Source organism: Streptomyces sp. sk2.1 (assembly GCF_008120935.1).
GTDB lineage: Bacteria > Actinomycetota > Actinomycetes > Streptomycetales > Streptomycetaceae > Streptomyces.
The window spans coordinates 1092312-1106359 of sequence record NZ_RDBO01000077.1; the positions used below are offsets into that span (position 1 = coordinate 1092312).

Consider the following 14048-nt stretch of genomic DNA (forward strand, 5'->3'; position numbering starts at 1 on the left):
ACAACCGCATCGCGCGCATGCAGTACGACGAGGACGGCACGGTGCCGGGCCGGCTGCTGGGCGCCCCGGACACGATCCTGCGCGGCATTCCCAAGGGCGCGATCCACAACGGCGGCCAGCGCGGCCAGCGTCCCCCGCCGCACCGCACCGCGGCGCGGGCCCCGAAGCCGCCCGCCGGGCCCGGCCGGGCCCCGTACAGATCCGAACAGAACACCGCGCACAGAACCGATCCCTTCGACGGACACCTGACCACTCCTCAAACACCGTCGCCCCGTTCCGGGTTCCCGGCGCCCGTCGATTGTCCCCGTCCGCCGCCGGCAGCGGTGCCGGGAAGGAGGAAGGCCCCGACCGGGAGGCCCCGGCCGCCCGCAGGGGCTCAGTCCCACGACCCCTGGGCCCCGGGCAGCCGGGCGATCTCCGCCAGGTCCCGCGCGGTCAGCTCCAGCCCGGCCGCCCCCGCGTTCTCCACCGCCCAGCGCTCCCGCTTCGTCCCCGGCACCGGCACCACGTGCGGGCCCTGCCGCAGCACCCAGGCCAGCGCCACCTGCGCGACGGTCGCCCCGTGCCGCTCGGCGATCCGCCGCAGCCCGACCACCACCGGCTGGTTCGCCGCCATCATCTCCGCCGTGAACCGGGGGTGCCGGGCCCGCAGGTCGTCCGGCTCGAAGCCCTGCCCCGGCGTGAGCGTGCCCGTCAGATAACCGCTCCCCAGCGGCATGGCCGCCAGCAGCCCCACCCCTCGCGCCGAGCACCACGGAAGCAGGGCGTCCAACGGCTCCGGGGACCAGACCGAGAGCTCCGCCTGCACCGCGCTCACCGGGAAGACCTGCTGCACCCGCTCCAGCTGACGGATCGTTTCGTCGTACATTCCCGCCCCCGACCGCCGCGGGGCCCGCGCCCCGACCGCGCAGAGTCCGAGCGCCCGCACCTTGCCGGCGGTCACCAGCTCCGCCATCGCGCCCCAGGTCTCCTCGACCGGCACCTCTGGATCGGCCCGGTGCAACTGGTACAGATCGATCACATCGGTCTGCAGCCGGCGCAGCGAGGCGTCACAGGCCCGCCGCACGTAACCGGGACGGCCATTGGCCACGATGTGCTGATCACCCACCAGCAGCCCGCACTTGGTGGAGATGAACGCGTCGGCCCGACGGCCCTTCAACGCCCGCCCCACCAGCAGCTCATTGGTGAAGGGGCCGTACATGTCGGCGGTGTCGAGCAACTGCACCCCCGCGTCCAGCGCCGCGTGCACCGTCCGCAACGCACGGTCACCGCGCTGTTGTGACGCGCTGTACGCCCAGCTCATCGGCATGCAGCCGAGACCGACCGCCCCCACGGCGAGCGCCGCCGCACCGAGACTCCTGCGCTCCAACTCCCCGTACCCTCCCTGGGCCCCGCCACCGGACCGCCGTCCGTCGCGGACGCCCGGCGCTTCCCCGAGCTCCCGGCTCCGTCAGGGCAGGGGGGATCCCTGTCCCGGCCCCGGAACTCCCCGGCGCACCGCGACCGCGCGCGCCGGACGCCGCACGGCGTCCCTGCGGGCGACGACGGCAGTTCGACGACCGGGTTCGTGTCCCGCGATCACGGGACCACACCGCACCCAAAGTAACCTCTGCCGCCCGGCGCCCCTCGCGCAGCCTCCACCGATCGCCCCCGGGGGCATGTCCTAGCCTCCTGATCATGACTCCGACGAAGACTTCCGACGCGACGAGAACCCCCGACGTCTGGCTGCCGTTCCCCGCCGACGAGATCGACGGGCTTCCCGAAGGGCTCAACTACCGCTTCTGGGACGGGGGCCCGGACTACCCCGCCGACCCCGCGGACTGCGCCTTCTACGTCGTGCCGTACATGAAGGGCGCGGAGGTCGCGGTCCGTCCGCTCGGCGGCATGGCGGCGGTCCGGGTCGTGCAGACCCTCTCGGCCGGCATCGACCACGTCGAACCCGGTCTCGGCCTGCTCCCCGCAGGGGTGCGGCTGTGCAACGCCAAGGGGGTCCACGAGGCGTCGACCGCCGAGCTCGCCCTCGCCCTGATCCTGGCCTCCCTGCGCGGCATCCCCCGCTTCGTGCACGGCCAGGACGAGGAGGAATGGCGCTCGGGCTTCTACCCCGCGCTCGCCGACAAGTCCGTGCTGATCGTGGGCTACGGTTCGATCGGATCCGCCATCGAGGACCGGCTCGCGCCCTTCGAGTGCGCGCGGGTGGCACGCGTCGCGCGCTCCGCGCGGACGACCGCGCGCGGCCCCGTGCACACCCTCGACGACCTTCCCGAACTCCTGCCCGAGGCCGACGTCGTCGTGCTGTCCACCCCGCTGAACCCGTCCACGCAGGGGCTGGTGGGAGCCGGCTTCCTGGCCGCCATGCGGGACGGGGCGCTGCTCGTGAACGTCGCGCGCGGCGGCGTCGTGGACACCGCGGCGCTGCTGGCCGAACTGGAGTCCGGCCGGCTGCACGCCGCCCTCGACGTCACCGACCCGGAACCGCTGCCCGCCGGGCACCCCCTCTGGCATGCTCCCCATGTCCTGATCACGCCCCATGTCGGCGGCAGCACATCGGCGTTCCTGCCGCGAGCCAAGCGGCTGATGGCCGGACAGCTGAACCGGTTCGCCGCGGGCGAGCCGCTGCGGAACGTCGTGCGCACCACCGACTGACCACGCTGCGGATCCCCATCACTGCGCAGCGTGCGGACAACACCCCAGGTCGTCACGGAGAGTAGAGGAACTATGTCCCTGAGTGACGACTCTGGTGTATCGTCCCGAAAGGGGCGCTGCGTCGTGGAAGGGGCGGCGCCGGGGGACGCGACACGCGAGGGGGGCGACGGGCGATGCACGGTCGATGGGCGGACGATCCGACACCGCGGGGCGGCCGACGGGGGCCGGCGGGGCGCCGGGTGAGGGCACAGCCGACGGTATCGGGGTCGCCCCGGTGAGCGCGCCGGTCGACGCCCTCGGCGCGTTCCTCTCCCGCCGGTCGGCCGTGTGCGGCCCCTCCGCCCTGTTCTGGCAGCTCCTGCTCGGCTTCGTCTGCGCCGGTTACGCCGTGGGCGCGGCCCTCGGCTGGGGATCGCGCCAACTGTCGCTCTTCATGGGGGACTTCGGCCTCAGCGCGGCCGCGCTGGTCGCCGCCGTCTCCTGCTTCCTCTACGCACGCGCCGTCGGCAGCCGGTTCCGGCCGGCCTGGCTGCTGTTCTCGTTCTCCTCGCTCATGGCCGCCGGGGGCAACGCGGTCTGGGGCTGGTACGAGGTCGTGCTCGGGCGCGAGGTGCCCACCCCCTCCCTGGCCGACGTCCTCTTCCTCTGCTTCGCGCCGCCCGCCATCGTCGGGCTGCTCGTCCTCGCCAAGCGCCCGGTCACCAGAGCCGGCTGGGTCTGCCTCGCGCTGGACGCCTGGCTGATCGGCGGCTCGCTCCTCACGCTCTCCTGGAGCCTCGCCCTCGCCCACACCGCGCACCTGGTGGACGGCGAGGGCGCGAGCGTGGCCCGTGCGGCGCTCTCGCTGGCCTACCCGCTGCTCGACATCGTGCTGGTCTCCATGGTGCTCGCCCTGCACTTCCGGCGGGTCGGTGCCGACCGCTCCGCGGTGAACACCGCCGTGGCCGCGCTCGCCGTGACGGTCCTGTCCGACGCCCTGTTCACCTCGCCGCTGCTGCGCCAGAACTACCACTCCGGACAGTTGCTGGACGCGGGCTGGTTCGCCGGTTCCCTGCTCCTCGCGTACGCCCCCTGGGGCGCCAACAGAGCGGCGGACAACGCTGTCCCGCCGCGGGAGGAGTCGCAGTCCGCCAGCCGCCCCGTCGCGGGTTCGCTGGCCGCGCTGACGCCGTACCTCGCCGCCGCCGTCTGCACCCTCGGCATCCTCTACAACGTCATCGAGGGCCGCCGGGTGGACCGCGTCGTGGTCCTCACCGGCTGCGCGGTGGTGCTCGCCCTGGTGGTCCGGCAGGGCATCATGCTCGTCGACAACATCGCCCTCACCCAGGAACTGGCGCAGAAGGAGAACCACTTCCGCTCCCTGGTGCAGGGCTCCAGCGACGTCATCATGATCGCCGCCCCCACCGGCGTCCTGCGCTACGTCAGCCCCGCCGCCGCCGGGGTGTACGGGCGCGACGCCGACGAGCTGGTCGGGGCCGAGCTCTCCTCGATCATCCATCCGGACGACCTGGGGCGGGTGGTCCACGAAGTGCGCCGGTTCCTCGCCGCCCCGCCGGGCGAGGAACCCACCACCCGCATCGAGTGCCGCTTCCGCTCGGGCACGGGCGACTGGCTCAACGTCGAGTCCACCGTCAACCGCCATCAGGGCGGCCTGATCCTCAACAGCCGCGACGTCACCGAACGAGTGCGGCTGCAGGCCCAGTTGCAGCACAACGCCGAGCACGACCCGCTCACCGACCTGCCCAACCGCGCCCTGTTCACCAAGCGGGTCCGCCAGGCCCTCGGTGGCCGGCGGGCCGGCGACCAGGGCACGGCCGTGCTCTTCATCGACCTCGACGGCTTCAAGTCGGTCAACGACCGCCTCGGCCACCAGACGGGCGACGAACTCCTCGTCCAGGCCGCCCACCGGCTCCACGAATCCGTCCGGTCCGGCGACACCGCGGCCCGGCTCGGCGGCGACGAGTTCGCGGCGATCATCCTCGGCGACGGCACCCGCGACCAGGCCGCCCGGGAGTGCCAGGTCCACGAGATCGCCGACCGGCTGCGCGTCACCCTCTCCCAGCCGTACCGGATCGGCGCCGGGGACGTCCGGGTCGCCGCCTCCATCGGGGTCGCCTTCGCCGAGCCCGGCATCAGCCCCAGCGACCTCATGCGCAACGCCGACCTCGCCATGTACCGCGCCAAGGCGGGCGGAAAGAACCGCGTCGAGCTGTACGCGCCGCAGATGCAGGCCGAGGTCGTGCGCCGCTCCGAGCTCTCGGCCCGGCTGCGCACCGCCCTGCGCGACGGCGAGTTCGCCCTGCTCCACCAGCCCGTGGTGCACCTCGCCAGCGGCACGGTCGCCGCCGTCGCGGCCCAGGCCCGCTGGCGTTCCGCCCAGGGCATCCTGTTCACTCCGGCCGAATTCCTCCGCGTCGCCGAGGACAACGACCGCACCGCCGAGCTCGGCCGCTGGCTCCTGGAGGAGGCCGTCGCCCAGGCCGCCGAACGGGCGAGGGCGGGGCACCCGGCCCCCGTGGCCGTGCGGCTTCCCGCCCGCAGGCTCCTCGACAAGGGGCTCCCGTTCAGCTCCGTCGAGGCGCTGCTCACCCGGCACGGCCTGCCCTCCGGAGCCCTGATGATCGAAGTGGCCGACAGCGACCCCCGGATCTCCTTCGACGAACTGGAGCAACGCCTCGTGGCCCTGCGCCGCCTCGGTGTCCGCATCGCGCTCGACGGCTTCGGCAGCGGCTACGCCGCGATCAACGCCCTGCGCCGGCTCCCCATCGACGTACTGAAACTCGACCGCGGCCTCGTCGAGGGCGTCGTGGAGTCCGCCCGGCTGCACAAGATCACCAGCGGCCTCCTGCGGATCGCCTGCGATCTCGGCATGCAGTCCGTGGCCGACGGGGTGGACCTGCCGGAGCAGGTCCTCGCGCTGCGCGCCATGGGCTGTACACACGGCCAGGGGATGGCCTTCTCCGGCCCGCTCGACGAGTACCGGCTGCGCCGCGCCCTGGCCCGCGGCGAGTTCCCGGTGCCCGGCACAGGCACCGGGAGACCGGTCCTGACCGGGGGTTTCACCCGTTCGGGTGGATCACATGTTGAGACGACCGTCCCACCCACTTGACATGTCGAGTGCGTCGGAGAGAGGGTCATTGCCATGCGCACCCGAATTCTCGTACTTGGAAAGCGCGTCGGCTGAAGCAGAGTCCCTCGCTCGACACTCTGCAGGACCCCACCGACGCGCTCCCCTCGCTTGCCTCACGGCACGAGGGGTTTTTTGTTGCACTGACACCAGGCAAAACGTCTCAAAAAACCCGCAAGAACCCTCAGCTTCGAGAAGAGAATGCCGATGACCGAGCAGGCCACCGGGGCCCACCACCCCCAGCCGCGGGCCCGTAACGGCGGATCCCCCGCCGCCACCGTCGAGCACGTCACGGGCGCGCAGTCCCTCGTCCGCTCCCTGGAGGAAGTGGGCGCCGACACGGTATTCGGCATTCCCGGCGGCGCCATCCTCCCGGCGTACGACCCGATGATGGACTCCACCCGGGTCCGCCACGTCCTGGTCCGCCACGAGCAGGGCGCCGGGCACGCCGCCACCGGCTACGCCCAGGCGACCGGCAAGGTCGGCGTCTGCATGGCCACCTCGGGCCCCGGCGCCACCAACCTGGTCACCCCGATCGCCGACGCCCACATGGACTCCGTCCCGCTGGTCGCGATCACCGGCCAGGTCGCCTCCAGCGCCATCGGGACGGACGCCTTCCAGGAAGCCGACATCTGCGGCATCACGATGCCGGTCACCAAGCACAACTTCCTGGTCACCAAGGCCGAGGACATCCCGCACACGATCGCCGAGGCGTTCCACATCGCCTCCACCGGCCGTCCGGGCCCGGTCCTCGTCGACATCGCCAAGGACGCCCTCCAGGCGCGGACCACGTTCAGCTGGCCGCCCACCCAGGACCTGCCCGGCTACCGCCCGGTCACCAAGCCGCACGCCAAGCAGATCCGCGAGGCCGCCAAGCTGATCGTCCAGTCCAGGCGTCCGGTGCTGTACGTCGGCGGCGGCGTCATCAAGGCGGGGGCCACCGCCGAGCTGAAGGTCCTCGCGGAGCTCACCGGAGCGCCCGTCACCACCACACTGATGGCGCTCGGCGCATTCCCCGACAGCCACCCGCTGCACGTCGGAATGCCGGGCATGCACGGTGCGGTCACCGCCGTCACCGCACTGCAGAAGTCCGACCTGATCGTCGCCGTCGGAGCCCGTTTCGACGACCGCGTCACCGGCAAGCTGGACAGTTTCGCCCCGTACGCCAAGATCGTCCACGCCGACATCGACCCGGCCGAGATCGGCAAGAACCGCGCCGCCGACGTCCCGATCGTGGGCGACGCCCGCGAGGTCCTGGCCGACCTGGTCCAGGCCGTCCAGGCCGAGCACACCGACGGTCACGTCGGCGACTACGAGGCCTGGTGGAAGGACCTCAACCGCTGGCGCGACACCTACCCGCTCGGCTACGACCTGCCCGAGGACGGCAGCCTCTCGCCGCAGCAGGTCATCCAGCGCATCGGACAGCTCGCCCCCGAGGGCACGATCTTCGCGGCGGGCGTCGGCCAGCACCAGATGTGGGCCTCGCACTTCATCCAGTACGAGCGGCCCGCCACCTGGCTGAACTCCGGCGGCGCCGGAACGATGGGGTACGCGGTCCCGGCCGCGATGGGCGCCAAGGCCGGCATGCCGGACCGCACGGTCTGGGCGATCGACGGCGACGGCTGCTTCCAGATGACCAATCAGGAACTCACCACCTGCGCGCTCAACAACATCCCGATCAAGGTCGCGATCATCAACAACGGCGCGCTCGGGATGGTCCGCCAGTGGCAGACCCTGTTCTACAACCAGCGGTACTCCAACACCGTCCTGCACTCCGGCGCCGACACCGAGGGCGTTCCGGCGAAGGGCACCCGCGTCCCGGACTTCGTCAAGCTGTCCGAGGCCATGGGCTGCCACTCGATCCGCTGCGAGGACCCGGCCGACCTGGACAAGGTCATCGAAGAGGCCAACTCCATCAACGACCGCCCCGTCGTGATCGACTTCATCGTCCACGAGGACGCCATGGTGTGGCCGATGGTCGCCGCGGGCACCTCGAACGACGAGGTCATGGCCGCCCGCGGGGTCCGCCCCGACTTCGGCGACAACGAAGACGACTGAGAGACAGAGAGAGACCGACTCCATGTCCACCAAGCACACGCTCTCCGTCCTGGTCGAGAACAAGCCCGGTGTCCTCGCCCGGATCACCGCCCTGTTCTCCCGCCGCGGCTTCAACATCGACTCGCTCGCGGTCGGTACCACCGAACACCCCGACATCTCCCGCATCACCATCGTCGTGAGTGTCGAGGACCTGCCACTGGAGCAGGTGACCAAGCAGCTCAACAAGCTGGTCAACGTCCTCAAGATCGTCGAACTCGAGCCGTCCGCTGCGATCCAGCGCGAGCTCGTCCTGGTGAAGGTCCGCGCCGACAACGAGACCCGCTCCCAGATCGTCGAGATCGTCAAGCTGTTCCGGGCCAAGACCGTGGACGTCTCCCCCGAGGCCGTCACGATCGAGGCGACGGGCGGCGCGGACAAGCTGGAGGCCATGCTCAAGATGCTGGAGCAGTACGGCATCAAGGAGCTGGTCCAGTCGGGCACCATCGCCATAGGGCGCGGCGCGCGCTCGATCACCGACCGTTCGCTGCGCGCCCTGGACCGTACGGCGTAGGACCCTCCGCCGGACGGACCCGACCCGCCGCCCGCATGGCAAGACCCCGAAACGTATTCGACGCACCCGCCGTACGGTGGGACGCAACACCTGCACACCAAGGAGAAACCCAGTGGCCGAGCTGTTCTACGACGCCGACGCCGACCTGTCCATCATCCAGGGCCGCAAGGTCGCGGTCATCGGCTACGGCAGCCAGGGTCACGCCCACGCGCTGTCGCTGCGCGACTCGGGTGTCGACGTCCGTGTCGGCCTGCACGAGGGCTCCAAGTCCAAGACCAAGGCCGAGGAGCAGGGCCTGCGCGTGGTGACGCCGTCCGAGGCCGCCGCCGAGGCCGACGTCATCATGATCCTGGTCCCGGACCCGATCCAGGCCCAGGTCTACGAGGAGTCCATCAAGGACAACCTCAAGGCGGGCGACGCGCTGTTCTTCGGCCACGGCCTGAACATCCGCTTCGACTTCATCAAGCCGCCGGCCGACGTCGACGTCTGCATGGTCGCCCCGAAGGGCCCGGGCCACCTGGTCCGCCGCCAGTACGAGGAGGGCCGCGGCGTCCCGTGCATCGTGGCCGTCGAGCAGGACGCCACGGGCAACGGCCTGGCGCTCGCCCTGTCGTACGCCAAGGGCATCGGCGGCACCCGCGCCGGCGTCATCAAGACGACCTTCACCGAGGAGACCGAGACCGACCTGTTCGGTGAGCAGGCCGTCCTCTGCGGTGGCACCGCCGCTCTGGTCAAGGCCGGTTTCGAGACCCTGACCGAGGCCGGTTACCAGCCGGAGATCGCGTACTTCGAGTGCCTGCACGAGCTGAAGCTCATCGTGGACCTCATGTACGAGGGCGGCCTGGAGAAGATGCGCTGGTCCATCTCGGAGACCGCCGAGTGGGGCGACTACGTCACCGGCCCGCGGATCATCACCGACGCCACCAAGGCCGAGATGAAGAAGGTCCTCGCGGAGATCCAGGACGGCACCTTCGCCAAGAACTGGATGGACGAGTACCACGGCGGCCTGAAGAAGTACAACGAGTACAAGAAGGCCGACAGCGACCACCTCCTGGAGACCACGGGCCGCGAGCTGCGCAAGCTCATGAGCTGGGTCAACGACGAGGACGCGTGACACCGACGCCCCGGGGGCGGGCCGCAGGGCCCGCCCCCGGGGCGTTCCCGTCGCTCCACCGCCGGAAGAAGCGGCGCGCCGTACGTGTGTACAAGACGTCCACCCCCGTGTGGGTGATCCTTCCAACGGGGCGCAGTGCGGGTCCGGTCACATGACTACACTGCTCCACACATACACGCGTCAGGCCCACAGTGTCGTGCGTCTTCCACGCGGCAAGCCCCTCCACGCCTGCGGCCGTCGGGACGGCCGTCCGCACTGGAACTGTGAGGACTCACGTGAGCTCGAAACCTGTCGTACTCATCGCGGAAGAGCTGTCGCCCGCCACGGTCGACGCCCTGGGCCCGGACTTCGAGATCCGGCACTGCAACGGCGCGGACCGTGCCGAGCTCCTCCCCGCGATCGCCGACGTCGACGCCATCCTGGTCCGCTCGGCCACCAAGGTCGACGCCGAGGCCATCGCCGCCGCCGGGAAGCTGAAGGTCGTCGCCCGCGCGGGCGTCGGTCTGGACAACGTGGACGTCTCCGCCGCCACCAAGGCGGGCGTGATGGTCGTCAACGCCCCGACCTCCAACATCGTCACCGCCGCCGAGCTGGCCTGCGGTCTGCTGGTCGCCACCGCGCGCAACATCCCGCAGGCCAACACCGCCCTCAAGAACGGCGAGTGGAAGCGCTCGAAGTACACCGGCGTCGAGCTGAGCGAGAAGACCCTCGGCGTCGTCGGCCTCGGCCGGATCGGCGTCCTGGTCGCCCAGCGCATGTCGGCCTTCGGCATGAAGATCGTCGCTTACGACCCCTACGTGCAGCCCGCGCGGGCCGCGCAGATGGGCGTCAAGCTCCTCTCGCTCGACGAGCTGCTGGAGGTCGCCGACTTCATCACCGTGCACCTGCCCAAGACCCCCGAGACGATCGGCCTGATCGGCGACGAGGCGCTGCACAAGGTGAAGCCCTCGGTGCGCATCGTCAACGCCGCGCGCGGCGGCATCGTCGACGAGGAGGCGCTGGCCTCCGCGCTCAAGGAGGGCCGCGTCGCGGGCGCCGGCCTCGACGTGTACGCGAAGGAGCCCTGCACGGACTCCCCGCTGTTCGCGTTCGACCAGGTCGTCTGCACCCCGCACCTCGGCGCCTCCACCGACGAGGCCCAGGAGAAGGCGGGCATCGCGGTCGCCAAGTCCGTGCGCCTGGCCCTCGCCGGCGAGCTCGTGCCGGACGCGGTCAACGTCCAGGGCGGTGTGATCGCCGAGGACGTGCGTCCGGGCCTGCCGCTCGCCGAGAAGCTCGGCCGGATCTTCACCGCGCTCGCGGGCGAGGTCGCGGTCCGCCTCGACGTCGAGGTGTACGGCGAGATCACCCAGCACGACGTCAAGGTGCTCGAACTCTCCGCGCTCAAGGGCGTGTTCGAGGACGTGGTCGACGAGACCGTGTCGTACGTGAACGCCCCGCTCTTCGCGCAGGAGCGCGGTGTCGAGGTCCGCCTCACCACCAGCTCCGAGTCGCCCGACCACCGCAACGTGGTCACCGTCCGCGGCACGCTCTCGGGCGGCGAGGAGGTCGCGGTCTCCGGCACGCTGGCCGGCCCCAAGCACCTCCAGAAGATCGTCGCCGTCGGCGAGTACGACGTGGACCTGGCGCTGGCCGACCACATGGTCGTGCTGCGCTACGAGGACCGCCCCGGCGTCGTCGGCACGGTCGGCCGGATCCTCGGCGAGGCCGGTCTGAACATCGCGGGCATGCAGGTCTCGCGGACGGGCGCGGGCGGCGAGGCGCTGGTCGTGCTCACCGTCGACGACGACGTCCCGCCCGCGGTGCTCGCCGAGATCTCCTCGGAGATCGGTGCCGCCTCGGCCCGCACGGTGAACCTGACCGACTGACCGGTCCCGGACCGGCGCGTACCCGGAATCCAGACAACCGTCTTACACGGATGTCTGGGCGCCGGGTACGCTGCTGTCATGGGACACCGTGAGGATCTGCTCGAAGGCGCCAAGCGCTGCCTGCTGGAGAAGGGGTACGCCCGGACGACGGCACGCGACATCGTGGCCGCCTCCGGCACGAACCTCGCCTCCATCGGCTACCACTACGGCTCCAAGGAGGCCCTGCTCAACCTCGCCTTCCTCAAGGTGACGGAGGAGTGGGGCGATGTGCTCACCGAGAAGCGGGACGCGGACGGCGACGAGGCCTCCCGGCCGCCGCTCGACCAGTTCCGCGACACCTGGCAGCAGGTGATCGACAGCTTCGAGGGGACCCGGTCCGTCTGGCAGCTCCAGATGGAGGTCGTCTCCCGGATCGACCAGGACCCGGAGCTGCGGAAGGCCCTGCTGGGCCCGCAGCGCGAGGGCCGCGCCGGGCTGGCCGAGAACATGCTCGGCATCGACCCGGAGAAGGACCCGGAGAAGGCGCGGGTGGCCGGGCTGTTCTGCCAGGCGCTGCTCGCGGGCGTGATGGTGCAGTGGCTGATGGACAGCGAATCCGCCCCATCCGCACAGGATCTGACGGATGGTCTGAAAGCGGTGCTGGAGGGGCGGGAGTCCTGACGGTGCCGGGGGCGAAGGCGCCCCGGTCCGACGGAACGGCGGAACCGCGTCGCGGTTCCGGGCGACGGAGGGGGAGCAGGACGTGAACGGTGGGACGCGGGGCCTTCGGGCCTCCCGGCCGGAACGGTTCGAGGGATGCGGGGGCGGGCGGCGCCCCGTGTCCGCCGGGCACCGGCCGCCGGTGTCGGCGCGGTTCGCACAACCGCTTCCCGGAGCGACGGCCCCGACGCACCGGAGCGCCCCGTGAGCGCCCGCGCCGGGGAGACCTTCGCCATCGCCCGCGCGCTGGCCGACGTCCGGGAACTGCTGGCCGGCCCGGTGCCGGAGGCCGGTCCCACCGTGGCCGAGGGCGAGCCGGACACGGGGGAGTGGACCACCACCACCGGCCCGGGATTCCGCATCGTCCCGCTCTGGGAGGGCGACTCGCTGACCGGCGTGTACGAGTCCGAATGGAACGAGGCCGTGGACGCGTCCGAGTCCCATCTCGCCGAACTGGCGGCGGAGTTGGACCGGGAGTGGGGCCCGCACCACGTGGTGCCCCTGCACGTGCCGATGCTGCGCAGCCAGCGGGGCATCCCGGCCGAGCCGCTGTTCGAGGCGCTGTTCTCCCAGGACCTCTACGGGGATCTGACGGTCTGGGGCCCGGTCGCCGGCACCGGCCGCCGGGTCGCGCTGTGCGTGGGCCACAGCGACGGGGACGCGCCGCTGGTGCTGGCGGCGCTCGTCAGCCTTGGGCCCGTCACCGTCCCGGACGCCGACGACTGGTGACCGCGGGCGGCCGGCGACCGCGACCGGCCGGTGGCCGAGGGCGGTTGGGCGCCGCGCGTCAGGGCCCCGGCGGGGCCGCCGGGCCCCGGACGGTCCGCAGGCGTGCGGTCTTGAGCGCCATGTGGAGCAGCAGCCGGTCCTCGCCGTCGTTCAGGTCGAGGCCGGTGAGCTGCTGGATCCGGGAGAGCCGGTAGTACAGCGTCTGGCGGTGGACGCCCAGCTCGGCGGCGGTCCGGGAGGCCTGGCCCGCGCAGTCGAGGAACACCTCGGCGGTGTGGGCCAGCTCCTTGTGCGACGGGGTGAGCAGGGTGCGGACGGCGAAGTCCGCGGCGGCCCCCGCCGGGAGCGCGGTCAGCAGCCGGTACGGGCCGATCGCGGGCCATCCGGCGATCGGGCCGAAGCGGGACTCGGCCGCCGCGGCGCGGGCCGCGCCCGCCGCCTCGTGCCAGGCCGGGGCCAGGTCCACCAGGCCCCGGCGGGGGGCGGAGATCCCGGCGGTGGCGTCCCGGCCGACGGTGGAACGCAGCCGCTCCGCGGCGGTGAGGGCCGGGGCGAGGACCTCGGCCGAGCGCAGCCGGACCAGCGCGGCCAGTGCCGGGAGCCCGGCGTCGGGGAGCGGGACGGAGGCCAGCGCCGCCGTCGACGGCACCGTACGGACCGATGGCGGGTCGTCCGGCCACGGCGTCACGCACACCACCGCGTGCAGCCCCTCCGCGTCCGGCCCCAGCGCCTCGTGCAGCGCGGCCACCGCCATGTCGCGCTGCCAGCCCCGCCCCGCGGTCAGCACCGCGCCGAACTCGCGGGACGGGTCCGAGCCGGCCCGTGCCTCGGCGGCGAGCAGCGCCCCGATCCGGGCCGCCACCTCCATCGCCGCCTTCAGCTGCTCGTCGGTCGGCCCCGGCTCGTCGTCGAGCAGCCACACGTAACCGAGCACGGCACTCCGGTGGCGTACCGGAAGGCAGAGCCGGTCCCGGAAGACCCCGGCCTCCGGGGCGGCCGGGATGCGGACCGGGCCGGTGGCGCGCGTGATGCCGAAGCCCTCGAACCAGGCGCGGACCGCGGGGGTGGAACGGCGGGTCAGGATCGAGCGGGTGCGGACCGGGTCCATCGCGGTGTCGTCGTCGCTGTCGTGCGCGCCGAAGGCGACCAGCGCGAAATCCCGGTCCTCCAGCGTCGCCGGAGCGCCGAGCAGCCCGGAGATCTCGTCCACCAGCTCCTGGTAATCGCCCTTCACCCGGCCATTCTCGCACCCCTTCA

General features: G+C 72.0%; 11 protein-coding genes. 8 read left to right on the forward strand and 3 right to left on the reverse strand.

Annotated features, from left to right (window positions below):
- Both EAO76_RS45550 and EAO76_RS32100 read right to left on the reverse strand, forming a co-directional pair.
- On the reverse strand, positions 1 to 214 hold a 214-nt coding region (locus tag EAO76_RS45550; protein WP_222872217.1), incomplete at its 3' end, for a hypothetical protein.
- 162 nt (positions 215 to 376) lie between these two features.
- The gene (locus EAO76_RS32100; RefSeq protein ID WP_148839390.1) at positions 377 to 1369 is read right to left on the reverse strand and encodes an aldo/keto reductase; all 993 of its coding nucleotides are present in this window, start codon (positions 1367 to 1369) and stop codon (positions 377 to 379) included.
- A 308-nt stretch (positions 1370 to 1677) separates the two neighbouring features.
- On the opposite strand from EAO76_RS32100, the gene EAO76_RS32105 reads away from it, so the two are divergent.
- The 8 genes from EAO76_RS32105 (at position 1678) to EAO76_RS32140 (ending at position 12791) form a co-directional block, all read left to right on the forward strand.
- Positions 1678 to 2646: a 2-hydroxyacid dehydrogenase gene (locus EAO76_RS32105; RefSeq protein WP_148839393.1), complete on the forward strand. Its 969-nt coding sequence runs from the start codon at positions 1678 to 1680 to the stop codon at positions 2644 to 2646.
- A gap of 274 nt (positions 2647 to 2920) precedes the next feature.
- Positions 2921 to 5755 (forward strand): EAL domain-containing protein, encoded by a 2835-nt coding sequence (locus EAO76_RS32110; RefSeq protein WP_262375858.1) that lies wholly within the window; start codon positions 2921 to 2923, stop codon positions 5753 to 5755.
- 219 nt (positions 5756 to 5974) lie between these two features.
- Positions 5975 to 7831, forward strand: a complete 1857-nt coding sequence (locus EAO76_RS32115; protein ID WP_148839396.1) for an acetolactate synthase large subunit — start codon at positions 5975 to 5977, stop codon at positions 7829 to 7831.
- Between the two features lie 22 nt (positions 7832 to 7853).
- Positions 7854 to 8381: an acetolactate synthase small subunit gene (gene ilvN, locus EAO76_RS32120; protein WP_148839397.1), complete on the forward strand. Its 528-nt coding sequence runs from the start codon at positions 7854 to 7856 to the stop codon at positions 8379 to 8381.
- Between the two features lie 112 nt (positions 8382 to 8493).
- Entirely contained in the window at positions 8494 to 9495 is a 1002-nt protein-coding gene (gene ilvC, locus EAO76_RS32125) for a ketol-acid reductoisomerase (protein ID WP_148839399.1), read from the forward strand.
- Positions 9496 to 9770: 275 nt separating this feature from the next.
- Entirely contained in the window at positions 9771 to 11363 is a 1593-nt protein-coding gene (gene serA / locus EAO76_RS32130) for a phosphoglycerate dehydrogenase (protein ID WP_148839401.1), read from the forward strand.
- 78 nt (positions 11364 to 11441) lie between these two features.
- On the forward strand, positions 11442 to 12023 hold the full coding sequence (locus EAO76_RS32135) for a TetR/AcrR family transcriptional regulator (RefSeq protein WP_148839403.1): 582 nt from the start codon (positions 11442 to 11444) through the stop codon (positions 12021 to 12023).
- A 243-nt stretch (positions 12024 to 12266) separates the two neighbouring features.
- Positions 12267 to 12791: a hypothetical protein gene (locus EAO76_RS32140; RefSeq protein WP_148839405.1), complete on the forward strand. Its 525-nt coding sequence runs from the start codon at positions 12267 to 12269 to the stop codon at positions 12789 to 12791.
- A gap of 58 nt (positions 12792 to 12849) precedes the next feature.
- Here the strand turns inward: EAO76_RS32140 and EAO76_RS32145 are convergent, their stop codons facing one another.
- Complete coding sequence (locus tag EAO76_RS32145) at positions 12850 to 14025, reverse strand: CdaR family transcriptional regulator (protein ID WP_148839407.1); 1176 nt, start codon at positions 14023 to 14025, stop codon at positions 12850 to 12852.
- Positions 14026 to 14048 lie beyond the last annotated feature (23 nt).

Bases quoted from the DNA above. Each gene is read 5' to 3' on its own strand.
- EAO76_RS32105 (WP_148839393.1), top strand. From the start codon at position 1,678: ATGACTCCGACGAAGACTTCCGACGCGACGAGAACCCCCGACGTCTGG.
- EAO76_RS32115 (WP_148839396.1), top strand. From the start codon at position 5,975: ATGCCGATGACCGAGCAGGCCACCGGGGCCCACCACCCCCAGCCGCGG.
- ilvN (WP_148839397.1), top strand. From the start codon at position 7,854: ATGTCCACCAAGCACACGCTCTCCGTCCTGGTCGAGAACAAGCCCGGT.
- EAO76_RS32135 (WP_148839403.1), top strand. From the start codon at position 11,442: ATGGGACACCGTGAGGATCTGCTCGAAGGCGCCAAGCGCTGCCTGCTG.